A 23715-nucleotide genomic window follows, 5' to 3' on the forward strand; every position below is an offset into this window, starting at 1 on the left:
GACCACATCTTTTCAAAAATAACTAATAGTTAACAAATTCAATACGTTAAAAGTTTTAAGAGGTTGGCACTTAAATTGCGATATGCCCTGTGATGTAGTTTAGAGGGCACACCATGAAATTTGATATCAAAGAAGAAGATATGATCATCAAGCCATACAAGCATGATGAAGGTATCTATGTTCGTCTTCAGCAAGGGTTTTACGCCAAGCTGCGCAAATACAGCAGCATGATCCTAATGCTGATCTTTGTCTTGATCCCTTGGATCCCGTACCAAGGCCAACAAGCCATCTTGCTCGATGTGGCAGCCCAGCAATTTCGTATTTTCTCTATTACCTTTTTCCCACAGGACCTTACCGCGTTAGCGGCACTCTTTATGGTCGGCGCCTTTGCGCTGTTTTTCTTTACTACCTGGCTAGGCCGGGTGTGGTGCGGTTTTATGTGTCCGCAAACCATTTGGATGTTTTTATTTATTTGGGTAGAAGAGAAAATTGAAGGTAATCGTAATCAGCGCATCCGCCTTGATAAGCAAGAATGGAACGCTGACAAGATCAAAAAGAAAGGTGCAAAGCACCTTATTTGGTTAGTGCTATCATTTTTTACCGCAGTGACATTTATGTCGTACTTTATTCCGGTAAAAACCTTATATAGCGAGCTCTTCACTCTGAGCTGGTCAGGCTTGGTGTATTTCTGGGTCGGCTTATTCGCTCTGTGCACTTGGGGCAATGCAGGCTTTTTACGTGAGAAAATGTGCATTTATATGTGCCCGTATTCACGTTTTCAATCGGCCATGTTTGATAAAAACACCCTACTCATCGCCTATGATAAAGTCCGTGGTGAAAATCGTGGCCGTCGCAAACGTAAAGACGATCCAAAAGCACTGGGCTTAGGTGATTGTGTTGATTGTAACTTATGTGTTGATGTTTGCCCTGCGGGCATTGATATCCGCAATGGCCTGCAATACGAATGTATTAGCTGTGGTGCCTGTGTTGATGCCTGTAATCAAACTATGAGCCAATTCAACTACTCACAAGGCTTAATTCGCTTTACCAGTGAAAATGCCTTAGCAGGCAAACACGTCTCACCTTTTAGACCGAAAATAGCAGCTTATGGCGCATTTACCCTTGCCATGTTTGTATTGATGGGTTTCTTTATCGCGACGCGTTCACCGATTGAAGCATCGGTATTACGTGACAGAAACGTGCTTTATCGCACTACCTTCGATGGCCATATTGAAAACAGCTATCAACTTAAGCTCACTAACAAGTTACAGCATGCCGAAAGCTTTACTTTGAGTATTGAAGGGCAAGAGGACATTGAACTATCGTTATCGGAGCCATTGAATGCACAAGCGTTAGAAATGTTGGTTGTGCCCTTCACCTTAACAGCGCCGCCTGAGCAGTTACCACAAGGTGTCACTTCGCTAAATATTCGAATTACCGCCAATAATAGCGATGAGGTGGACGTCACTAAATCCATCAAGTTTTATGCGGGTTAACAACATACTCACCGCACAATAGCGCTAAACGAGAGGCCCAAGTATTCCACTTGGGTCTTTTTGTTTAAGAACGGCCTTGCGGATCTTGTGCCAAATGAAACTTGGGTAAGCCCTGCCTATTCATTGAACATAACTTCTGGCTTAGCACTACCAGCCAATTTCTATTATTAATTAGCGCTGTCAGCTCTCACACACTGGCTAGTGATAAGAAAGCTAATGCTTGAAAGTACACCTAAGCTATTAACGTCGATTGGCAATATAAGCTGCTTAGAAAGAGATGATTAAAACAACAAAAAGGGCAAAAAAAAGCCGATAGAAACTATCGGCTTTTATGCTATCTGCCAGTTAATGTGCTTTCTAGCACGCTAACTACGCGTTAGGTAAAACTCGCTGACTAGTCAGCTGCTGAGACTTCAAACGGCTCAGGTAACGGCGTACGCTCTGTTGACGCTGGTAAAATTGGTAATGCGAACTTAGGTTGCTCACCTGTTAGTGTCTTTAAGAAAGCTACCAAGTCAGCAATCTCTTGCTTATTGAATTCGCGACCAAGTTGTACTCGTCCCATAATTTCAACTGCTTTAGCTAAAGTTTTAGCTTGGCCATCATGGAAGTACGGGTAAGTTAATTCAACATTACGTAGTGTTGGTACTTTAAAACTATGGCGATCCGCTTCATTACCCGTTACATCGAATCGGCCTTGAGCAGGGTTTGCTGTTTCATACTTTTTCACTAGGCCCATTTTCTGGAACATAGTACCACCAACGGCAGGGCCATTGTGACAAGCAGAACAGCCACTTTCTTTAAACAATTTGTAGCCCGCTTGCTCTTGTGCAGTAATCGCATTTTTATCGCCTTTTAGCCACAAATCAAAACGCGAATTTGGTGTTACTAAGGTTTTTTCAAATTCCGCAATTGCTTGTGTGACTTGCTCAATATCCATTTGCTCACCACCAAAGGTTGCTTTGAACTCATCAACATAACCAGGAATTGAGCTCAGCATTTCAATCGCTAAATCGTGGCTGTAAGCCATTTCTTTCGGGTTAGCAATTGGACCACCAGCTTGCGCTTTTAAGTCTTTTGCACGACCGTCCCAGAACTGAACAAAGTTCAAGCTTGAATTAAGCACTGTTGGAGAGTTGATCGGGCCTTGCTGCCAATTATGGCCAATCGAGGTTGTTAGGTTATCAGTACCGCCCATGCTTAGATTGTGACAACTGTTACATGAGATAAAACCAGACTTAGACAAGCGCGGGTCGAAGTACAGCTTCTTACCCAATTCAGCTTGCGCTTGATTGATATTAGTTGCTGGTTCAATAGGTTGAATAGGTTCTTGTGCGCTAGCTGACGCCGATAGTACTAAACCTAACGCCAATCCTGAATTCTTAATAAGCTGTTTCATCTCCAATGCCCTCGATGATTGATAATTAGCCAAATATGTTTTCCAAACAATTGTTGAAAATACTATCATTAGAGTAATTACTTCACTGTAATAAATTGTTAAAGCTGAGGTTTAAGCTAAAACCAATCTAGCAAGATGAGATACCTGCTAAAGCAACCAAGCGAGTAAGAAGTGTCGGTTAAAGTGACAAGTTGAGGGCTGAATATTTAAAGCTGAATATAGACAATTGTTTACTAGAGCTGTGTATTGAATCTGAGTGTAAAAAACGGTTAAACCCGAAGGAGCTTAACCGTTTTTATGATTGGTACTAAGAACCTATTTAAAACAACTAAATAGGCTCGCCTCGCACGCTAAGCGGCATCACTGATCTTCTCAACTTTAGCAGGCGCAGCGGTTTGCTTTTTCGCTAATTTCTTTTCTTTGCGGCGATCGCGCAATGCCAGTAGCGTTGGCGTTAATACTAAGGTTAAAACGGTCGCAAACGCTAAGCCGCCAGCAATTGCCGTTGCTAACTGTGCCCACCATTGCGTTGACGGCGCGCCAACCACAGCAGTGCGGTTAAAGAAGTCTAAATTAACCTGCAATACCATCGGCATTAACCCCAAAATGGTTGTAATCGTGGTTAACATAACTGGGCGTAAGCGCTGTGCACCGGTGCGTAAAATCGCATCGGTAATTGGGAAACCTTGGCGACGCAGTACATTATAAGTGTCGATCAGCACGATATTGTTATTCACGACAATGCCTGCCAGTGAAATTACGCCAATACCGCCCATCACAATACCGAACGGCTTTTGCACTATCATCAACGCCAAGAACACGCCAACGGTTGAGAAAACAACGGCACTTAAGATCAAAAATGCTTGATAGAAGCTATTAAACTGGGTGACCAAAATAATCGCCATGACAAACAAAGCAACACCAAACGCATTAACCAAGAACTCTTGCGATTCTTGCTGATCTTCATTTTGGCCTTTAATGGCTATATCCACCAAGGGATCTAATCCTAAGGTCGGCAACTGGGCTTCAAGTTCAGGTAGCACTTGGATCAACTGAGCGCCGGGTATTAAGTTCGCTTGTACAGTCACCACGCGTTTGCCATCCACGCGGCGGATGGTATCAACTTTTGGCGCTGCGGTACGTTCAACAAAACTGCCAACTGGCACTAAGCCTTCATTAGTTTTGACACGAATGGTATCTAAACGGCCTAAGTTACGTTTGTCTTCAGGGAAGCGAACACGAATATCTAACTCGTCATCAGTGTCATCAGGACGATATTCCCCTAACTTCAAACCATTCGTCACCATTTGTACAGTTGAACCTAATAGCGCGGCATCTGCGCCGTAAATCGCGGCGAGTGCACGGTCAATATCCAACTGCCATTCAATACCCGGTTTAGAACCCGTATCTTCAATGTTGGTAAACTGGCCATTGGCAGCTAGGGCGTTGCGAACAATACGAACATTGTCATCTAGCTTGTCAGGGAAACGAGAGCTTAGCTCGACTACTAAGTCTTTACCTGACGATGGACCCGGCTCGTTTTTACGAGCTTCGATTTCGACACCGGCCATATCGGCGGTGCGTTGTTCAATATCTTTAATCACCTCGTCAGCAGTGCGACGCAACTGCCAATTCTTAAAGTTCAATCGGAAAGTACCGACTAAATCATTACCGCCGGTGCGAGTATATAAGGTTTCAATATCGTCAATCGGCAAGATACGTGTTTCAATTTCACGCATGATCTCGTCTTTTTCATGGATAGATAAATCACCATGTGAGCGCACCATCATCATCGCACTGGTCGGCTCTACTTCTGGGAAGAAAATCGCCCCTAAGCCTGATTTGCCATACCCCCACATCACAAGCATCGCGATGACAATAGTGCCAAGTAATACTTTAACTGGGTTGCGAATGGCTTTTGACAACACGCCAACGTATTTGCCAGTAAAACCTTTAAGCTTAGTTAGGTCGCCTGCTTCAGCTTCAATCATTTGCGCTTTTTCTTCAGCGCTAATCGCCCGCGATTTACCAAATACCGCGCCAATTGTTGGCACAAACACTAACGCCATAGCCAATGATGCCGTTAATACCGCAATCAAGGTGAACGGCAAGTACTTCATAAATTCACCCATAATGCCCGGCCAGAACATTAGCGGTGCAAAGGCAGCCAGCGTGGTTGCTGTTGAAGCGATAATCGGCCATGCCATGCGGCGCGCCGCCATTTGGTAGGCTTTAACTCGCTCGACCCCTTCGCTCATTTGGCGATCGGCAAATTCAGTAACCACAATGGCGCCGTCAACCAGCATACCAACCGCCATGATCAAACCGAACAGCACAACGATATTGACGGTTAAGCCGGCGATTGCAATCACTAAAATACCCGTTAAAAATGCGCCGGGAATCGCTAAACCTACCAGCATGGCACTGCGTGTGCCGAGCGCAGCGATGACCACGATCACGACCAGTAAAACGGCCGACAATACGTTGTTTTGTAGGTCGCTTAAGGTGTCTTTAACATCGACAGACTGATCGCCAACATAGTCCACCATCACTTGATTCGGCCATTTAGCCCGTTGCTCTTCAATTAAGGCTTTAACCTTATTGACGGTTTCAATAATGTTCTCGCCAGAGCGCTTTTTCACTTCCAATGAAATCGAACGCTCGCCGTTTAATCGGGCAAACGAAGAGGGATCTTTATACGCACGGCGAACAGTAGAGACATCGGCAAAAGTGATAACGCGATCGTCATTCACTTTAATTGGCAGTTCTAGTAAGTCATCAATAGTTTCAAATACTGACGGGACTTTAACAGCGAAACGCCCTTTGCCCGTATCCATAGTGCCGGCGGGCACTAAACGGTTGTTACGTTCAACTAAGTTAAAAATATCGTTTTGATCTAGGCCGTAGCTTTCCATTAGCAACGGATCGACAATGATTTCCACCATGTCTTCACGATCACCGCCGATTTCTACTTCCAGTACTTCTTGCAAGCTTTCAATGCGATCGCGCATATCACGCGCGAGTGTTACCAAGCCGCGCTCCGTCACAGGACCCGATAAAATCACGGTCACCGCTGGCTCTTCATTGGCCATGGTCACTTCGTGCACTTCCGGCTCTTCCGAGTCAGACGGCAATTTCGCTTTCGCTAGGGTGACTTTGTCGCGCACATCTGCCAGCGCTTCTTTTGGATCGAGGCCAGCGAGAAACTCTAGTGTTACTGAGGCATGTCCTTCACTGGCATTGGCGGTCATTTCCTTCACACCAGCAATCGATTTAAGCTCGCTTTCCATTGGCCTTACGAGCATGCGCTCAGCATCTTCAGGTGAAATGCCGTCGTGCACCATAGACACATAAATAAATGGAATGGTAACGTCAGGGTTCGATTCTTTGGCAATATTCGCGTAAGTAATGGCGCCAGAAATCAAAAGCAACACAAACACCATCAACACCGAACGGGTACGGGTTAACGCAGCATCTATCATAGATAACATAATGGTTAGCCCTTGTTCATGTCGCTAGATTGCTGAGCAAGCGCTTGTGCTGTATCAAAGACAGCTTCAACCATATCGCCCGCACGGACAAAACCTTGGCCAAGCACGATAATGTCAGCTTGTTTACCTAGCCCAGTTAGCCAAATACCATCGCTTTCACTTTTCACGATATTAATGCCAGTAAACACCACCTGGTTATCAACCACGGTTTTAATACCGATGTTGCCTTGTTCGTCTAACGCTAATAAGGCAGGCGATACTTTAATGGCATCTACTTCAGCTAGTGGCAAGGTCACTTCACCACTCATGCCCGCAAGTAGCTGGTTGTCAGCATTTTCAATCGCAACTTCAATTTTGAAGGTGTTTGTTGCATCATCGGCAACACTGGCAATGTAACGAATTTCGCCATCCGCTTGTTGATGGCTTAGCAGTTCAATATGCGCAACTTGCCCTGTTTGTAATTGGGTAATTTGATTTTCTGTGGCATGAGCACGAACAATCAAGGGATCGAGATCCGCAATCATCGCAATTTGATCGCCGTCTTTTACATAGTCACCTTGTTCGACATAACGGGTGTTCATTACGCCATCAAATGGCGCGCGAATCACAGTATTAGCAATATCAATTTCCAAGCGTTGAATGGTTGCTTTCACTGCTTCTAATTCAGCCACTGCACGTGCTAATTGTGCACGACCTTGGTAACCGTCTTTATGAAGTTTAGTGGCACCTTGGTGCTCAATTTCCCGCTGTGCACGCAACGCCTTGGCTTCTGTTAATCGCGCCTGTAAATCGTTGATGGCGATACGAGCAATTACATCACCTTGTTTTACCGTCGCACCACGTTTCGCCAATACTTCAACAATTTTACCGTCGACTTCTGCTTTTAACGTAGCGGTGCGATCAGGCTCAGTACGACCGTACAGCTCAACCGTGTCAAACACTGGCACTGCCATGCGTGTTTCAACTTTGACTTTAGGGATAGGTGCTTGTTGAGCTTTTTTAGATGTCTCTGCTACTACTGAGCTACTGTTGCCCTCAATGTTGGTTTGAAGCTTATTATCCTGACCTATACCTGACGCCATCCAAAGTACCAATAGCAAAGCGATGATAATAGCAATGACATAGGGACGTTCGGCGAACCATTGGCGATTTAACATGAGAGTTCTCTTATTAACTGTTAGCTATGGGCAATTCAAAAACTTACGGCGAAAGCACAAGAAAAGCGATATTACCCGACAAATACACTAGACCGTATAGTCTAAACGAGTATTAAATCGCATTCAAAATACGGTTGCTACAAAATGTTTCGACAATTGATTTTTGTACAGATTCAGTTACGTCATCATTTAATAGCAACGGAATTAACAAGGATTGTAGCTAAACAAAAGAGTAGCCATAGAAAAGAGCAGCTAAAGAAAAGGCTAACCCAGAAAAGAAACGAACTCGGGAAAACAAAAAGCCCGCTAATGTTAGTTAGCGGGCTTTTTATGTAACCTCAGGTTTGGATAAGAAATAGTGGATAACAAATCATTTCAAATGCTTATATTAATCGTTGTCTTCTAGCGAGAAATTTTTGCTGATATCAAGGCAAATTTGCGCGTCAATAGCTAGTCTATTGCAAGTAAATTTAACGCTGGTAGCAGTAAAAATAGCCGCTAGAAGCACATTAGTTATCCAGGGCTGAGGTTATTTAAAAAACTGAATTTCTGTGATGTGTTTAAATTGAGAACGATGAACCACAACCACAAGTTGTTGTTGCATTTGGGTTGCTCACAATAAAGCGGCTACCTTCTAAGCCTTCAATGTAGTCCACTTCGCCGCCGACCAAATATTGTAAGCTCATTGGATCTACCACCATAGTAACGCCCTGTTTTTCAATGGTCATATCCCCTTCATTAACTTTTTCGTCGAAGGTAAAGCCATATTGGAATCCCGAGCAACCACCACCGGTTACATAGACGCGCAGTTTAAGTGCAGGATTCTCTTCCTCTGTAACTAGCGCCAATACTTTTGTTGCCGCTGCATCGGTAAATTGGATCGGTAAATCAGGATTAGACATTGGACATAATTCTCACACAATATTTCAGGGGCGGATTATCTTAAACCTGAGTACTTTAATCAAGTATTAGCCCGCCTGAAAGGATTAGACTAAGTTGGTTTAACTAATGCCGACCAAGGATAACTTTCATTTAACTCGCTGTATTTTTGCCATTTTCCTTTCGGCAACACGGCTTTAATTTCCAGTGATTCAGGAATAAAGTCAGCAGGTACAGTTAAATCACCTTCAATACGTTGAAAGTACTTTAAACTAAACGAACGCTGTTCTTTGGAAAGTTGGCTAATTTGTTCAAGCTTTAATGTCGCTGGACGATTTGCTTGGCTGCCTTTTAACGAAAATTCAATATACCCTTTGGCATAGCGCTTTTTCAGCGTTTGCTGGATAAGTACGACACTTAATCGATAGTGGTTTTCACTTTCCGTTGGCTCCAACGCGACTTGATCAATAACGAGACCATCTGCCTGCTTCTCTGGTGCCATCACTTTTTCATAAAACGCCAACTGTTTTTTAACCGCAAAATGATCCACTTCCATGGCTTTAATGGTTTGCTGGGCACGCTGATTGGCAATGCGCTCAACTTCAAGTTCAAGCTCTAGTGTATGAATATGTTTGAGGTTTTCATTTTGCTGATGATAAAGTTCATCTAAGCGCAATTTTTGTTGACTGATTGTTTGCGTTTGGAAACTATGAAAATAGTTGCCAATTCTATAGCCAACGAATAGACACAAGGCAATTGTTGAAAACAATAAAAGTGCAGACTTGAATGCACCTAAGCGCTTCGCGACAACAGGTAGATTTATTTTTGCTAACCAATTCATTTATCAAGTATTATTGAAATTAAAAACAACATAAAAACGATTTTTCTTTGCTAAATATAACGCGCTTTAAAAACACGGTTAACTATCTAGACATTGCGATGCGCAAGCGTTTAGCACTGCCCATTACCTCATGGCAATTGTGTTTACTCGCCATCATTGGCGGCACGATATCGTCCTTACTGATTGCCTTATTTATTGGTGCGATTAATAGCATTCAACAATGGTTACTCGCAGATATCGGTCATTATACCAGCTTAACCGAGTTAAATCGTTTATTCTTGCCAATCATTGGCGCCTTGGCAATTTTATTAACGGCGTGGTTAACAGGTTACCAATATATTCGAACTGGTATCCCGTTTGTACTGCACCGCTTGAAAGTCGCCTACGGTGTGATTCCGTTGCGCAATACCATCAATCAGTTTTTCGGTGGCATTATCGCCCTTGCCAGCGGTTTTTCCGTGGGTAAAGAAGGTCCTGCCGTACATTTAGGTGCGGCCAGTAGTGCTTATTTAGGCAGCCGCTTTAATCTGCCTTCCAATGCGACTCGAACCTTGGCAGCATCAGGTGTTGCTGCGGGTATCGCGGCGTGTTTTAACACCCCTATTGCGGCGGTAATTTTTGTGATGGAAGTGATTCTGCGCGAATACAAAATTCACATGTTTATTCCGATCATGCTGGCCGCAATTGTTGGCTCTATGGTGACCAGCACGATTTTTGGTCCCGCCCATGGTTATGAATTTTTTAGCCCGGTTGCCTTAGATTTTGAGCACTACCCTTGGCTTATTCTATTGGGCTTAATGCTAGGTACACTGGCTGCTATTTTTAATCGTTTTATCGTTGCAGCCATTGAAAACGCTAAGCATTTTCACGTGGTTGCGCGCTTATTAATTGCCGGCCTAATTACCGGCTCAGTCGGCTTTATTATTCCCTATGCAATGGGTACAGATTTAGGCGCCATGCACTTTACCATGAGTGATGATGCCAGCACGGCGTTATTACTCGGCTTACTAGTAGCTAAATGTGGCTTAACTATTGTGGCGGTTGGTATGGGGATTCCTGGTGGCGTAATTGGCCCAATCTTCAGTATTGGCGCAATTGCTGGTGCTGTTGCTGCGGGCATGATGGGCATCGCCTTTGAAGATAAAATGACCAGTGACTTTGCCTTAATGGGCATGGCTGGCTTTATGGCAGCAACGCTCAATGCCCCGCTTGCCGCCTTGTTGGCCGTTGTTGAACTATCAAACCAGCTAGAGATTATTGCACCATCCATGTTGGTAATATCAACCGCTTGTCTATGCGCTGGTCAGCTATTTAATAATCGCTCCGTGTTTATTATGCAACTTAACGTTCAAGAGCTCTCGTATCGAACGCCACCATTGGAAAACACTCTCCACAATATTGGTGTATTAGGCATAATGCGCACTAATTTAGCCTTACTCGATGCCAGAGACACTGAGCAAGAAATGCAAGAAAAAGCGATGAAAAGCGAATACTTGATCATGCAAAGCAATGGCGAATTTTACTGGAATGAAGTGGTTTACGAGCCAGGCAAAGAGCGACGCTTCAGGCAACATAAGCTGATTCCAATTTCCAGCTGCGCAACACTTGCTGAAGCATACTTACAACTGAATGAGCAGCGTTTGGGTGGCGTGTACATTTATGACAAATCACCGGATAATATTATTGGTTTATTAACCTTCGAGCAGATTCGTGCGTATTTAACGAAAGGAAAAATTTAGTAATGACCACAATATTATGGCTTAAGGCTTTTCATGTAATTTTTATGGTTGCCTGGTTTGCCGGTATTTTCTATTTGCCTCGCTTATTTGTAAATCACGCTGAATCAAATAATCCCGATGTGATTGAACAGCTAAAAGGTATGGAGCGACGCCTACTCTATTTTATTACACCGTTTGCGATACTTACCTTAGCACTGGGGTTAGCCTTGATTATGGAATATGGTCGTGATTGGTTTGTGGCAGCTAAGTGGCTACATTACAAGCTGACCTTAGTGATTATATTATTCGCTTATCACGCCTATTGTTTTAAATTGCTGAAAGATTTTAAGCTAGATCGAAACACTCGCTCAGGCCGCTTTTACCGCATTTTTAATGAAGTTCCCGTACTGATTTTATTTGCTGTCATTATGCTTGCTTACGTCAAACCTATGTAATCTGCTCCAGTCAAATTCAACATTGGTATTTATACCTGCAAGCGATTTAAGTTAGCGTTAACCGCTCGCAAACACATTCAATTGTTTTGCTAACTATGCTATATTTCGCGCCGATAATTTTAGAGGCGCTAATGGCTGGTTAGCACACCGCATTCAGCGCAACCACTCATATCATGGCTGGATAAGCGTTATGATGAAATTCCAAGGTAGTCACATCTTGTCGGTATCGCAACTTGACCGCGATGCTATTGCTAAAATTCTTGATGTTTCCGCACAAATGGCACCCTATGCGGCACGCCAAAAGCGTTGTCATGTTCTTGATGGCGCCATCTTAAACAACCTATTTTTTGAACCGAGCACTCGCACACGCGTCAGCTTTGGTACAGCGTTCAATTTACTCGGCGGTTTTGTTCGCGAAACCGTAGGTGAGGAAAACTCGTCGCTGAGCAAAGGTGAGTCTTTATACGATACCGCACAGGTGATTAGCGGCTATTCCGATGTTATCGCGATGCGCCACCCGAAAATGCACTCTGTTGCAGAGTTTGCCGAAGGCTCTAGTGTTCCGGTGATAAACGGTGGTGACGGTGCAAATGAACACCCGACCCAAGCCTTATTGGACTTGTTTACCATTCAGTCTGAAATGTCACGATTTGGCAAAGGCTTAGACAATTTAAACATAGTGTTGATGGGTGATCTTAAGCATGGTCGCACCGTACATTCACTGTCTAAATTGCTGAGTTTATACAACAATGTGAAAGTGACGATGGTCTCGCCGGCAGCGCTACAAATGCCAGACAGTGTTATCTCAACGCTAACCAATGCTGGCCACCAAGTGATTGTAACTGACAAAATCGCTGGCAACCTCGCCTGTGATGTAATTTATCAAACTCGCATTCAACAAGAGCGCTTTGCCAGTGCTGATGAAGCTGATTTATATCGTGGTCACTTTAGCCTTAACAGGCAGGTTTATCAGCAGTATTGCAAAGAAAACACTGTGATTATGCACCCATTACCTCGCGACTCACGCCCAGAAGCTAATGAGCTAGACACTGATTTAAATGACTTAGCCAACTTAGCAATTTTCCGCCAAGCACAAAATGGTGTGCTGGTACGAATGGCGTTATTCGCACTAACCTTAGGTGTTGAAGATAAATTAACTGCATACGAAAAACCCGTGCTTTGGCATAGCAATAAAGCTTACTAGATGGCGGTTAATCCGCTCGCGCACGTATTGAAATAGAATTGACAGGAAACCACATGCAAAAATCTGCAGAACTTTTTGAACAAGCAAAATCCATTATCCCAGGCGGGGTGAACTCACCAGTACGTGCATTTAATGGCGTTGGCGGCACACCGTGTTTTATTGAACGTGCTGACGGTGCCTATATTTTTGATGCTGACGGCAAAAAGTACACAGATTACGTTGGGTCTTGGGGACCAATGATTCTAGGTCATAACCACCCTGCGATCCGCAACGCCGTACTAAAAGCGGTTGAAAACGGTTTGAGCTTTGGCGCGCCAACAGCGCTAGAAATTGAAATGGCTGAGAAAGTACGTGAAGTCGTGCCATCAATGGAATCGCTGCGTATGGTAAGTTCAGGCACCGAAGCGACCATGAGTGCCATTCGCCTAGCACGTGGCTACACAGGCCGTGATAAAATCTTAAAATTTGAAGGTTGCTACCACGGTCACGCAGATTCGTTATTAGTTAAAGCGGGCTCTGGCGCCTTAACCATGGGCGTACCAAACTCACCGGGTATTCCTGAAGACTTCGCTCAGCACACACTAACGGTTAGCTTTAATAACCTTGACGAAGTTAGGCAGGTATTTGCAGAGCTTGGCGATCAAATTGCCTGTATTATTGTTGAGCCTGTGGCCGGCAATATGAATTGTATTCCTCCAGTTGCTGGCTTCTTGGAAGGTTTACGCCAAGTCTGTGACGAACACGGCAGTGTGTTAATTTTTGATGAAGTAATGACGGGCTTCCGCGTTGCCCTAGGCGGCGCACAAGCACACTACCAAGTACAACCTGACTTAACAACGTTAGGTAAAGTCATCGGTGGTGGTATGCCAGTAGGTGCCTTTGGCGGCAAACAAGCCATTATGGATTACATTGCACCAGTAGGACCTGTTTACCAAGCGGGTACACTTTCAGGTAACCCTATTGCTATGGCTGCTGGCTTAGCTTCATTGAATGAATTATGCCAAGGTGATAAGCACCAGCAACTTGCCGCAAATACCGAAAAAGTGGCGAAAGGCTTTAAGGCCGCTGCTGAAAAACACGGTATTGCGTTAAGCATCAACTATGTCGGTGCAATGTTTGGCTTCTTCTTTACCGAGGAAGAAACTATTACTAGCTATGCGCAAGCGACAGCGTGCGACGGTGAGAAGTTTAAGCGCTTCTTCCATCTAATGTTGAAAGAAGGTTTCTACTTAGCGCCTTCAGCATTTGAAGCTAGCTTCTTATCGACTGCCCACACAGATGAAGATATCGAGAATACGATCGCGGCAGCGGAGCGCTGTTTTGCTAAATTAGCGGCCTAATTAGCAGCTTGCAAAGTAAAACTTAAAAGCAGCGCTAAGCGCTGCTTTTTTTATTGTCTAATTTGTTGTCTAAAGAAAGGGGTTACCCCTCGTCACGACCAAATAATTTTTCCAGCCAAGAGCGTTTATCAACAATCTTTTCCATACAGTTAGAATAGTTAAGCTCAATAGTAACCGCAGGGTAATACGCCATTTGCTGGCAAGTTTCTTCAACCGCGTTGCCCGTAGTTAGTTCAAAGCCAACGTCTTTTACATCATTAGGCACAGACCAGTTAAGATTGTTAACGCCTGCTTGTTTGAGGTAATTGGCAAACAGTACTAAGGCGCCGCTACTTCCTGTCAGTTGCATTGGTTTATTATCGTCATGCCCTATCCAACTGGTGATTAATTGCTGTTGATCATAACCAACAAACCAACTGTCTCTTTGGTCATTGGTTGTGCCGGTTTTACCCGCAACCTCAGCACCTTTTAAGCGCCAGCTAAGCGATTTTGCCGTGCCTCGCTCGGTCACTTGCTGCAACGCATAATTCATTAAATAAGCGCTTTGCGAAGAAATACGCTGCTCATGGCGAGGGCGATACTGCCACAAGGTTTCGCCGTTATGTGCGATAACATGAGTAATGGCATGAGTCCGCTCATAGTACCCTTGATTGGCAATGGGTAAATACAACTGGTTAATTTGATAGGGCGACATATTAACCGCACCCAGCAACATCGAGGGGCGCTCTGTCAGCGGCTTTTCATAACCCAGCATCGCCATGGATTGCACCACATTATCCAAGCCTAATGACATGCCTAAATTTACAGTTGGAATATTCAGTGATTCTACCAAGCCATCAATCAGTGGCACTTGACCTCTAAACTTTCCATCGTAATTTTTAGGGCGCCACTCTTTGCCTTGCTCAGAGCCAAGGGTGATCGGTTTATCTTCTATCGGACTGGCAAAGTTAAATTGCTGGTATCGCTCTAGCGCGGGCAAGTAAACCGCTGGCTTAATTAACGAGCCGATTGGTCTATGGGCATCTAACGCACGGTTGAAGCCGTTGTTATCAATATTTCTATCGCCCACTAGCGCCATAATCTCGCCAGTGTTCGATTCAGTCACCATAGCAGCAGCTTGCAGTGCACTTTGTTTATGTTTTCGTTCAAGCTCGGATAACGTCTGCGCAGTTGTTTGCTCTAACAATAACTGAGCTTTCATTGAGAAGCCGGTAAAGACTTTAATGCCTGCATTTTGTTGCTGATTTCCGAGCAACTCTGGCAATTCGCGCTTAACAAGCTGCATGTAATTGTAAAAGTGTTGGCGTGTCATGCGACGCTTACCGCGAATACCAAGGTTGGCTGCCATCGCTTGCTCGTATGTCGGCACATCAATCAAATGATGCTCAACCATAAGCTTGAGCACAAGATCACGACGCTTTCTAGCATTGTCTGGTTTGCGCCAAGGGTCGTAGTAGCTAGGCCCTTTAATAATCCCGATAAGCAATGCCATTTGCGCCGGGGTTAGCTGGTTAAGCGAGCGACCAAAATAAAATTCCGAGGCCAAACCAAAACCATACACGCCATTGGCAAAGTGTTGCCCTAAATAAACCTCGTTAACATAGGCTTCAAGTAGTTGATCTTTGCTATAGCGATATTCGAGCAACAATGCCATTAAGGCTTCATTAACCTTGCGAACGATGGTTTTTTCACGGGTTAAGTACATATTCTTAACCAGCTGTTGGGTCAGGGTACTGCCGCCCTGCACAGTGCGCCCAGCAACAATATTACTGTATAACGCTCGCAAAATGCCGAGTGGCGAGACACCGCTGTGAAAATAAAAATCACGGTCTTCAACCAACAACAGAGTATCTAACAAAGCTTCTGGCACTTGCTCTAAGCCGACTAACACTCGGTCTTCTTTACTGGATGGAATAATCCGTGCCACCAGCTGCGGTGCTAATGTCACCGACTTAGCTAGGCTGTTACCGTGGTAAACTTTAATTACCTTTCCATTAGCAATGTCGATGGTTAGTCGCGCCGCAGAAAATTCTTGGCCGCGATAACTAAATTCTGGCTGAAAAATAATGATGCGCGAAGACGATAAGGCAAACTGACCTGGTCGCCACACTTTCGAGACTTTTTGATAGCCGCCACGTGTTAATGATTTAGCAAGGTAAGTGAGCGATAGTGGTTCCCCTGCACTTAACAATTCAGCACGGCTAAACACTTGCACTGGTACTTGCCAGCGTTGCCCTTCGAATTTTTCTCGTACTTTAGCATCAAGATAAACCACATAAATGACTAAGAAACACAGCACAAATAAGCCTAGCTTAAAGCCAGTTGATAATAGCCAGCGGCCTATTGATTTACGTTTAGAACTGTTATTTGCAGGCTTAGATTGAGAAGAGCGAGAAGACTTTGACGACGATGACTTTTTAGCAGCGCCAGCAGATTTTACTGCTGGCTTGTCTGATTTCTTGGGCATGATAGCGGCTTATCAATTAACCGGTTAGCGGAGGTTAAGACTTTTCAGACTTAGCAGAAAATTTAGCTTTTAAACGGTGGCGATAATTCGCCTTGGCAAGTTTTTGCATATCTTCCACCTGATCACTTTCATCAACGATTTCACGACCTAAGAAAGTTTCAATACAGTCTTCCAAGGTGACAATTCCAGCAGTTTGACCAAAGTGATCTTCCACTAAAAAGATGTGTTCGTGACGCTTAATAAATACGTCTAACAAGTTCAATACAGGGAAGCTTTCTGAAATTCGATAAAGTGGTGAGGCAACTTCCTTGACGGGAATATCGCCTTTGCCTTGGCGCTCACTTTCATATAAATGAGCTTTTAGCAGTACCCCAGTAATATTGTCGATTGATTCGTGATACACAGGAATTCGCGTAAAGTTTGCGGTTTTGTCTGCACTTAATGCTTCACTTACCGTGATATCTTCCGGTAAAGCGTGAACGACACTACGAGGCGTTAGAATATCTTCTGTTTTCGCATCGCGAAGCTGCAAGATGTTTTCAACTAGCTGATTTTCCTGACCAACAATCGCCCCATCTTTATGGCTCAATGCCGCTAGTGCTAACACTTCTTCTCGGCTGATCACTTCGTTTTTGCCCTTGCTAAATAAACGCGTTAGGAACGAAGAAACCCATACCAGCGGATAGACTAATTTCACTAAAAAGCCAATGATATACGCTGAAGGCACAGCTAAATTACGCCAAAATGTTGCACCTAAGGTTTTTGGAATAATTTCAGAAAAATACAGAATGGCGAGCGTTAGTAAGAAAGCGACTAATGTTTCTTTTGACTCACCAAACACTTGAATAGCCTGCGCACCAACGCCGGCAGCGCCCATGGTATGGGCAAAAGTGTTTAAAATTAAGATACTAGAAATTGACTGATCTAGGTTAGTTTTCACATTTTCAAGCACTTTACCGCCGCGCGGCTTATTTTTTAGCACCTGCGCTACATAGCTCGGCGTAACCGATAATAAAACTGCTTCTAAAATGGAACAAAGAAAAGATACGCCAATGGCGACAGTAAGGTAGATTAAAAGTAGTGTCATTAATCCGAGAAAATAAGTTAACTAGTGAACCAACAATATACCTAAACATGATAGCTATTAATAGCGTAATCGCATAACAGGTTAGCGTAATGCTAATTGAATCAACGCATTGAAAGGCAAAATAGGGCTGAAAGAGAAGCTTTGGCTGAGCTATTTGCCAGCCGTTAACAACGTGGTGGCATCTTCACCTGCCATTGGTTTAGCAAAATAATAGCCTTGCCCATACAAGCATCCCATTTGGGTTAAGATGTCTGCCTCTTCTTGACACTCGATACCTTCGCTAATGGTTGCCAATTGTAAGTTAGCTGCCAAATCGATAATGGTTTTGATGATCGCTCGGTTACTCGTTTTTAAGTGAGCATCGGTAATAAACGAGCGATCAATTTTCACCACATCGAGAGGGAAACGGTGCACATAGCTTAAACTAGAGTAACCCGTGCCAAAATCATCCAGCAGCAGCTTGATGCCTAATTGTTTTAGCGCTTTCATATTGGCGAGCACAACTTCATTTTCCTCTAATAGCACGCGCTCGGTTAACTCAATTCTTAGGTGGGCCGGCTCTAACCCCGCGGAGTTAAGAATATGGCTAATGTCATCAGGTAGTGTCGGATTATAAAAATGATTACCAAATAAGTTACAGCTTACGTATTGTCGCTCACACAGGCCCTCCGCTTGCCACTGCTTAAGCTGGTCGCATGCTTTACGCATGATTTGTAAATCGATATCAACTACTAATCCTGTTTCTTCCGCCACCGGAATAAATTGGTTGGGCATCACCATGCCGCGCTTGCTGCTTTGCCAACGCGCAAGGGCCTCAAAGCCTATTACCTTTGCTGAATCCAATTGATAAATTGGCTGAAAATACGGTGTAAACTCGTCTTGCTCTATGGCTTGGCGAATATCGGCTTCAAGCGATAACTCTTCTTGAATCTTCTGGTGCATACTGGCGTCAAATTCTTCAAAACGCCCTTTACCACTGTCTTTAGCGTGATACATCGCAGTATCAGCATCGCGCAACATAGTTTCTGCTGATTCATAGCGATCATCGCTGAACAAAATACCAATGCTGGTCCCAATAAATACCGGCTGGTTATCGATGTTAAACGGCTGCGCTAGCGTAAAGGTAATACGCTGAGCAATTTCATACACTTCGCTTTTGTCGTCAATGTCTTCTATCAAGACCACGAATTCATCACCGCCTAAACGGGCGACGGTATCGTTGGCTCGGATTATACTTTTTAACTCTTTGGCAACCACCTTCAACAGCAGATCACCCGCGTGATGACCTAAACTGTCGTTAACCATTTTAAAGCGATCTAAATCGAGAAACAGCACCGCAAATTCCATCTCTGGACGACGCTTCATGTTATTAATCGCATGATCGAGCAGATCTAAAAACACCACACGATTTGGCAACCCGGTTAAATCATCATGTGAAGCGTTGTGCTTTAACATCTGCTCCACCTGTTTACGTTGGCGAATTTCTTCTTCCAACGCCTCAGTGCGCATTTTCACCTGCTTTTCGAGCATTTCATGTGTACGACGCTCATAGTCGAGAGTTTCGCGACGTTTAATTGCCATACTGACATGGTGAGAAACAAAGTTAAGTAATTCAGCATCTTGCTGATTGTAAGTGATGTGCTTTTGATAGCTTTGTAGCACTAGTACGCCAATAACATCATCATCGGCGATCAAAGGGACACCTAACCAAGAATTCGTTTCTTTTTGCGGTTTCTTCGTTTCGCCTTGGCGATAAAGCTCATACATTTCATCGTACGACAGCAAGCATGTTTGCTTACGCCTAATCACCAAGGCGGTATAAAGATCAGCTGACTTCTGCGGTAAGAAATCGCTGGCGGTATTACGCGAGTTTTGATCGAGGTAATAAACGAAGTCTATGGTATCGCTTTCTCTGTCATACTTGGCAATAAAGAAGTTTTCGGCGTTTATGAGCTGGCCAATAATATTGTGAACTTGCCCGTAAAAGTCGTTGATATCTAAACCAACTCTGTTGGTTAGCTCTGAAATCCTGTACAAAGACTCTTGCAATAATTCTGCTTTTTCACGTTCGCGAATTTGCTCCATTAACTCGCGAGTTCGAGAAGATACCGCTTTTTGCAATTGTTCATGATCTTGCAAGCGCACCAACGCCGACACCACATGCTGTGCGGTATAGGTTAATAGAGCTTTGTCTTCTTCCGTGTAACGGGTATTTTCGGTATAGCTTTGAATCGCCATTACACCGATAACATAACCGTCTTGCAGCAAAGGTACGCCAAGCCAGTCCATACCCGCAGTACCGATATGATTGAGCACGCCATCGTTTGCCATTTGCTTGATCATATTAGGCGTCGCCAAAAGCGGCTCTTTTGACTCAATCACATGGCTGGTTAATGAACCTCTAAAGCTTTCATAAGGTACCGGATCTTCAGGCACCTCATCTTCTTCATCTACATGATAAACAAATTCTAAGGTTGATAAGGTTTGGTCATACATGACGATATAGAAGTTTTCAGCCGTCATGATCGCTTTTATCACCCGATGAACTTGGGCGTAAAAGGTACTCAGTTCTTTACAGTCTTGGGAAAGTTGGTTGAGTTTAAATAACGCCGTGTGGCGTTGTTGTAGATTTTGGTAGGCGACTTTATATAACTCTAGCTCATCGTTCTGAAGCGATTGATCAGTATTAGACAACTTATCATCGGATGAATTATTCATGAATTTACACCTACCACCATACCTAAGAGTTTTTACAGCTACTTACTTTCTTTTTCAAGTGCTTCTTTCGCTTGCTCTAACTTGTCTTTATTACCGCAGATCGCTGGTTGTTTATCGTCTCGGTAATAACGCACTTGCACGCAGTCTTGTTCATAGCGGCGCTCTAATTCAGTACGTAGAATAGGTCGATCTTTAGCTTGTGTAATTTGGCGCTGTAATACTTGGCATTGCTGCACTTGCTCAGCTGCTAAGGTGACATCTTCACAGGCATTTTCATTAGCTGCACAGGCCGATAGCAGCGTTAAAACACCTGCTGATAGTAGTAAATTTCTTGTCATTTGTTGAATTTATCCCCAGTTACAACAAGCATTTATTATAACCAGCCTAGTTTATAAGTCATAGTACAAACAAAAAAGCTGACCATATGGTTAAGTAATGATATAATCAAAATCAACTATAGTTATCACATAATGCCTTAGCAGGAGAAAGCGATGCAAGTACAAGTTGTGGATTATCAATCACCTGATGCACCTGAACAATTTGTAAAAAGTTTACGAGAAACAGGTTTCGGTGTACTCGTTAATCACCCGATCAAACAAGAAGTTGTTGAGTCTATTTACAAAAATTGGTACGAGTTTTTCACCAGTGACGAAAAGCAGCAGTTTGCTTTCGATCCAGAAAAGCAAGACGGTTACTTTGCGCCAGAAATTTCTGAAGTTGCCAAAGGCCACACCAAAAAAGACATCAAAGAGTACTATCACGTGTACCCTTGGGGCCGCATTCCTGCGTCGCTTAAAGATGAGATTATGGCCTACTACGAGCTTGCATCGAACTTAGCAACTGAGCTACTTGATTGGGTTGAAAAGCACAGTCCAGCCGAAATTGCAGCTAAGTACTCTGAGCCGCTTTCAAACATGATCAAAGATACACCGAACACATTGCTACGTGTATTGCATTACCCGCCGTTAAAAGGTGATGAAGAGCCAGGCGCAATACGAGCGGCGGCACACGAAGACATTAACTTGCTGACTATTTTACCTGCAGCTAACGAGCCAGGTTTACAAGTTAAGCTAAATGACGGTACTTGGTCAGACGTTCCATGTGACTTCGGTAACTTAATTATCAACATTGGTGATATGCTGCAAGAAGTGACTGGTGGTTACTTCCCATCAACAAGTCACCGAGTGATCAATCCAACGGGTAAAGGTTCTGAGAACTCACGTATTTCGTTGCCACTTTTCTTGCACCCGCGTGACGAAGTTGTGTTGTCTGAACGCCACACCCAACGCACATACTTAGATGAGCGTTTAAAAGAGTTAGGTGTTAAGTAAACCAAGTATGGCTCACTTGTATTGAACTGCGCTTTTAAACGAGCAATAAAACTAAAAACCAGCATTATTTGCTGGTTTTTTTATATTTAATATTTGCTTATTTTTCACAAGCTTGTTCGGTAGTTTTCCAAATAACCGGCCCGGTATATTTACCCAGCGCTAAATCTGTGCCCCAATCATCGACCCAAGCTTTATTGTGTGTATAAGCAATGTAGTAGTTAGTGTTGGGGGCAACATAAAGGCTGAAGTCTCTAAAATCTCTTGGTGTATCGTACTTATTCCCCACTTTTAATCGATGCAAACCAACATCAACCCGCACGCGAGAGCTATCTTTCATCCACGGATGACCATCGATTTCTTTGATCTCAGAGGTATTTTTCAAACCACTATATTTTGATGGTGATATCGACAAACTGTTCACTAGAATTATGCGACCACAGTTTCCTTGGCTCGCCGTAATGTCACTATGCTGTTCTAGCCGGCTGGCAAAAATCGGGGCATTTTCCTCTAATTGCCAGTACGGTAAGTGACTACTATTTTTGTTATCTCCACTGCCGAGCGACTCCGCACTCATGAGTTGCCACTGCGGCAAATACTTAGCTTTAAGGTGGGTTTGCAAGCTTAGCGTTTTATCGCCACGCTTAACCTCCACCTTTACCAAAGAACCATTGGGTAAATACTGTAACTTGCGCGCTGCACCAACAACGCCATCATCAAATGGCATATCATTGATTGAAACAATAATATCGCCGCTCTGGATCCCCAATTGACTCGCTTGGCTGCGCGGTGTTACTGAGACGACACGCCCAGGCTGACTAGCATCTAGAATGGCACCAAAACGACCGCTATCAAAGCGCATACCTTGACTCAAATTCACTTTGATATCCTTAATTGGCACACCTTCAGCTACTTCCAAGGCAGTGATTTCAGCAAGTTTCTGGTTAATCGTTCTAACTAGCTGATCAGCGATCTGCTGTGCTTGAGCCGACTTCAATTCATTCGCATACGAGTTGGCCGCAACCAACAATAATACAGTAGCCAAATACTTCATTGGGCTTCCTCAAATCTCATACAAATCAAGTGGTCGAGTATAAAACTCAACCATCAACTTCAATAAACTAGTGCGTCGTTGCCAAAGCTCGACGTTGTATAAATTACCTTTACCGCGTTCTAGTGTTTGGTCTATTACCGACAACTCATGGTGCCAGTTAGCCATTATCGCGCTATGACGTTCTGATAATTCAACATCGGCATATTGCGCTAGTTGCTGTTCATACTGATGGCTCTGGGTAATATAGTCCGGCATAGCCATCGGCGTTTGCCCCCAATGATACCACCATAGGCTAAGCGCAATGAATGCCGCTAACACAGCCAAACCGACCGTTTGCGACAATTGTTTAAGTTGGTGAATGCGCCAAATGTCTTCAGCCAGTAGCGGCGCCTTGCTGTTCTCCAACATGTGTTCAGCGCTTTCAATACGCCATTCTAATTGGTCATTAAAGCGCGTCATTTGCAAACCTTACTAAACCAATTACGGATACTTTGAAGCGAGATCAAATCGAACAAGAATTGGTTTTTGGCTTCATTTTCTAAGCTGAGGTTAATCTTTTTGATAACGCTTTTTTGCTTTATGTTCTGGGCACTGTGCGAATAAACCATAGCGCGTTGTGTAGGGCTTATTTCCTCGAGTAAGCGATTGTTTACCGAATGTTCTTCGGCACTTGCTGAACGCAAATTTCCTTGGTGAGTATTACGAGCATTATGGTTTGAGCGTGCGTTACGATGTTGCCGTGCCTGTTCAGCGAGTACAAAATAATGACGACATGCTTTAACTGAGCAATCTTCTAACCAAGGGCCAACGTCTTGTGGCAGCTTAATGTAACGCAGTTGCTTGAGAAAGTGAGCAAAGACAAGGCGAAGCAGTTCAGCAGCGATTTCTTCATCACAAACAAGGTGCAGGCAGATTGAGTAAACATCATCAGCGTAGTGTTGGTATGCAGCCATAAAACCACTTTGCTTGCCTTGAATCAGCAATTCAAAGTCACGCTGTGTTAATGAGTGTGCAAACCTTGGTTGTTCCATTGTCCAATATCGTTATTTGCCATGCTGGTATGTTGTTTTTGACTATTTAG

General features: G+C 43.8%; 18 protein-coding genes. 6 read left to right on the plus strand and 12 right to left on the minus strand.

The window, feature by feature from the left end; all coding sequences use genetic code 11:
- The first annotated feature begins 113 nt into the window (after positions 1-113).
- Positions 114-1496 carry a cytochrome c oxidase accessory protein CcoG gene (gene ccoG / locus ACSLUR_RS08095; RefSeq protein WP_448553474.1) on the plus strand — a complete coding sequence of 461 codons (1383 nt, stop codon included), beginning with the start codon at positions 114-116 and terminating at the stop codon, positions 1494-1496.
- A 394-nt stretch (positions 1497-1890) separates the two neighbouring features.
- Here ccoG and ACSLUR_RS08100 read toward each other — a convergent pair whose 3' ends face one another.
- The 5 genes from ACSLUR_RS08100 to ACSLUR_RS08120 all read right to left on the minus strand — a co-directional run bounded on the left by ACSLUR_RS08100 (position 1891) and on the right by ACSLUR_RS08120 (position 9263).
- The gene (locus tag ACSLUR_RS08100; RefSeq protein ID WP_448553476.1) at positions 1891-2895 is read right to left on the minus strand and encodes a cytochrome-c peroxidase; all 1005 of its coding nucleotides are present in this window, start codon (positions 2893-2895) and stop codon (positions 1891-1893) included.
- Positions 2896-3245: 350 nt separating this feature from the next.
- Positions 3246-6386 carry an efflux RND transporter permease subunit gene (locus ACSLUR_RS08105; protein ID WP_448553478.1) on the minus strand — a complete coding sequence of 1047 codons (3141 nt, stop codon included), beginning with the start codon at positions 6384-6386 and terminating at the stop codon, positions 3246-3248.
- 5 nt (positions 6387-6391) lie between these two features.
- On the minus strand, positions 6392-7543 hold the full coding sequence (locus tag ACSLUR_RS08110) for an efflux RND transporter periplasmic adaptor subunit (protein WP_448553480.1): 1152 nt from the start codon (positions 7541-7543) through the stop codon (positions 6392-6394).
- Between the two features lie 560 nt (positions 7544-8103).
- Complete coding sequence (gene erpA, locus ACSLUR_RS08115; protein ID WP_448553482.1) at positions 8104-8445, minus strand: iron-sulfur cluster insertion protein ErpA; 342 nt, start codon at positions 8443-8445, stop codon at positions 8104-8106.
- Positions 8446-8534: 89 nt separating this feature from the next.
- Positions 8535-9263 carry a DUF6776 family protein gene (locus ACSLUR_RS08120; protein WP_448553484.1) on the minus strand — a complete coding sequence of 243 codons (729 nt, stop codon included), beginning with the start codon at positions 9261-9263 and terminating at the stop codon, positions 8535-8537.
- 47 nt (positions 9264-9310) lie between these two features.
- Here ACSLUR_RS08120 and ACSLUR_RS08125 point away from each other — a divergent pair, with 47 nt between their 5' ends.
- The 4 genes from ACSLUR_RS08125 to hemL all read left to right on the plus strand — a co-directional run bounded on the left by ACSLUR_RS08125 (position 9311) and on the right by hemL (position 13980).
- The gene (locus ACSLUR_RS08125; RefSeq protein ID WP_258872174.1) at positions 9311-11002 is read left to right on the plus strand and encodes a chloride channel protein; all 1692 of its coding nucleotides are present in this window, start codon (positions 9311-9313) and stop codon (positions 11000-11002) included.
- A 2-nt stretch (positions 11003-11004) separates the two neighbouring features.
- Positions 11005-11436, plus strand: a complete 432-nt coding sequence (locus ACSLUR_RS08130) for a CopD family protein (RefSeq protein WP_448553487.1) — start codon at positions 11005-11007, stop codon at positions 11434-11436.
- 190 nt (positions 11437-11626) lie between these two features.
- Positions 11627-12640, plus strand: a complete 1014-nt coding sequence (locus tag ACSLUR_RS08135) for an aspartate carbamoyltransferase (RefSeq protein ID WP_220347669.1) — start codon at positions 11627-11629, stop codon at positions 12638-12640.
- 53 nt (positions 12641-12693) lie between these two features.
- A complete protein-coding gene (gene hemL / locus ACSLUR_RS08140; RefSeq protein WP_448553489.1) occupies positions 12694-13980 on the plus strand; it encodes a glutamate-1-semialdehyde 2,1-aminomutase in 1287 nt (428 codons plus the stop codon).
- Between the two features lie 82 nt (positions 13981-14062).
- Here the strand turns inward: hemL and mrcB are convergent, their stop codons facing one another.
- The 4 genes from mrcB to ACSLUR_RS08160 form a co-directional block, all read right to left on the minus strand.
- Positions 14063-16447, minus strand: coding sequence for a penicillin-binding protein 1B (gene mrcB / locus ACSLUR_RS08145; RefSeq protein ID WP_448553491.1), 2385 nt, complete (start codon positions 16445-16447; stop codon positions 14063-14065).
- 34 nt (positions 16448-16481) lie between these two features.
- Positions 16482-17534, minus strand: a complete 1053-nt coding sequence (locus ACSLUR_RS08150; RefSeq protein ID WP_448553493.1) for a CNNM domain-containing protein — start codon at positions 17532-17534, stop codon at positions 16482-16484.
- A gap of 150 nt (positions 17535-17684) precedes the next feature.
- Entirely contained in the window at positions 17685-20252 is a 2568-nt protein-coding gene (locus tag ACSLUR_RS08155; RefSeq protein ID WP_448553495.1) for a sensor domain-containing diguanylate cyclase, read from the minus strand.
- Between the two features lie 38 nt (positions 20253-20290).
- Positions 20291-20590 (minus strand): hypothetical protein, encoded by a 300-nt coding sequence (locus ACSLUR_RS08160; protein WP_116001739.1) that lies wholly within the window; start codon positions 20588-20590, stop codon positions 20291-20293.
- A 153-nt stretch (positions 20591-20743) separates the two neighbouring features.
- Here ACSLUR_RS08160 and ACSLUR_RS08165 point away from each other — a divergent pair, with 153 nt between their 5' ends.
- A complete protein-coding gene (locus ACSLUR_RS08165) occupies positions 20744-21583 on the plus strand; it encodes a 2OG-Fe(II) oxygenase family protein (RefSeq protein ID WP_448553498.1) in 840 nt (279 codons plus the stop codon).
- A gap of 97 nt (positions 21584-21680) precedes the next feature.
- Here the strand turns inward: ACSLUR_RS08165 and ACSLUR_RS08170 are convergent, their stop codons facing one another.
- From ACSLUR_RS08170 to ACSLUR_RS08180, 3 genes are read right to left on the minus strand one after another with little or no spacing between them, the layout of a single operon-like run.
- Positions 21681-22634: a PDZ domain-containing protein gene (locus tag ACSLUR_RS08170; RefSeq protein ID WP_448553500.1), complete on the minus strand. Its 954-nt coding sequence runs from the start codon at positions 22632-22634 to the stop codon at positions 21681-21683.
- Between the two features lie 9 nt (positions 22635-22643).
- The gene (locus ACSLUR_RS08175) at positions 22644-23093 is read right to left on the minus strand and encodes a hypothetical protein (RefSeq protein WP_116001745.1); all 450 of its coding nucleotides are present in this window, start codon (positions 23091-23093) and stop codon (positions 22644-22646) included.
- Positions 23090-23665, minus strand: a complete 576-nt coding sequence (locus tag ACSLUR_RS08180) for a hypothetical protein (RefSeq protein ID WP_448553503.1) — start codon at positions 23663-23665, stop codon at positions 23090-23092. Before ACSLUR_RS08180 ends, ACSLUR_RS08175 begins: the two co-directional genes overlap by 4 nt.
- Positions 23666-23715 lie beyond the last annotated feature (50 nt).

It is taken from the genome of Thalassotalea montiporae, from assembly GCF_053485855.1.

What these genes read in the sequence shown, in the direction of transcription:
- ccoG (WP_448553474.1), top strand. Translation starts at nt 114, where the DNA reads ATGAAATTTGATATCAAAGAAGAAGATATGATCATCAAGCCATACAAG.
- ACSLUR_RS08100 (WP_448553476.1), bottom strand. Translation starts at nt 2,895, where the DNA reads ATGAAACAGCTTATTAAGAATTCAGGATTGGCGTTAGGTTTAGTACTA.
- ACSLUR_RS08105 (WP_448553478.1), bottom strand. Translation starts at nt 6,386, where the DNA reads ATGTTATCTATGATAGATGCTGCGTTAACCCGTACCCGTTCGGTGTTG.
- ACSLUR_RS08110 (WP_448553480.1), bottom strand. Translation starts at nt 7,543, where the DNA reads ATGTTAAATCGCCAATGGTTCGCCGAACGTCCCTATGTCATTGCTATT.
- erpA (WP_448553482.1), bottom strand. Translation starts at nt 8,445, where the DNA reads ATGTCTAATCCTGATTTACCGATCCAATTTACCGATGCAGCGGCAACA.
- ACSLUR_RS08120 (WP_448553484.1), bottom strand. Translation starts at nt 9,263, where the DNA reads ATGAATTGGTTAGCAAAAATAAATCTACCTGTTGTCGCGAAGCGCTTA.
- ACSLUR_RS08130 (WP_448553487.1), top strand. Translation starts at nt 11,005, where the DNA reads ATGACCACAATATTATGGCTTAAGGCTTTTCATGTAATTTTTATGGTT.
- ACSLUR_RS08135 (WP_220347669.1), top strand. Translation starts at nt 11,627, where the DNA reads ATGATGAAATTCCAAGGTAGTCACATCTTGTCGGTATCGCAACTTGAC.
- hemL (WP_448553489.1), top strand. Translation starts at nt 12,694, where the DNA reads ATGCAAAAATCTGCAGAACTTTTTGAACAAGCAAAATCCATTATCCCA.
- mrcB (WP_448553491.1), bottom strand. Translation starts at nt 16,447, where the DNA reads ATGCCCAAGAAATCAGACAAGCCAGCAGTAAAATCTGCTGGCGCTGCT.
- ACSLUR_RS08150 (WP_448553493.1), bottom strand. Translation starts at nt 17,534, where the DNA reads ATGACACTACTTTTAATCTACCTTACTGTCGCCATTGGCGTATCTTTT.
- ACSLUR_RS08155 (WP_448553495.1), bottom strand. Translation starts at nt 20,252, where the DNA reads ATGAATAATTCATCCGATGATAAGTTGTCTAATACTGATCAATCGCTT.
- ACSLUR_RS08160 (WP_116001739.1), bottom strand. Translation starts at nt 20,590, where the DNA reads ATGACAAGAAATTTACTACTATCAGCAGGTGTTTTAACGCTGCTATCG.
- ACSLUR_RS08165 (WP_448553498.1), top strand. Translation starts at nt 20,744, where the DNA reads ATGCAAGTACAAGTTGTGGATTATCAATCACCTGATGCACCTGAACAA.
- ACSLUR_RS08170 (WP_448553500.1), bottom strand. Translation starts at nt 22,634, where the DNA reads ATGAAGTATTTGGCTACTGTATTATTGTTGGTTGCGGCCAACTCGTAT.
- ACSLUR_RS08175 (WP_116001745.1), bottom strand. Translation starts at nt 23,093, where the DNA reads ATGACGCGCTTTAATGACCAATTAGAATGGCGTATTGAAAGCGCTGAA.
- ACSLUR_RS08180 (WP_448553503.1), bottom strand. Translation starts at nt 23,665, where the DNA reads ATGGAACAACCAAGGTTTGCACACTCATTAACACAGCGTGACTTTGAA.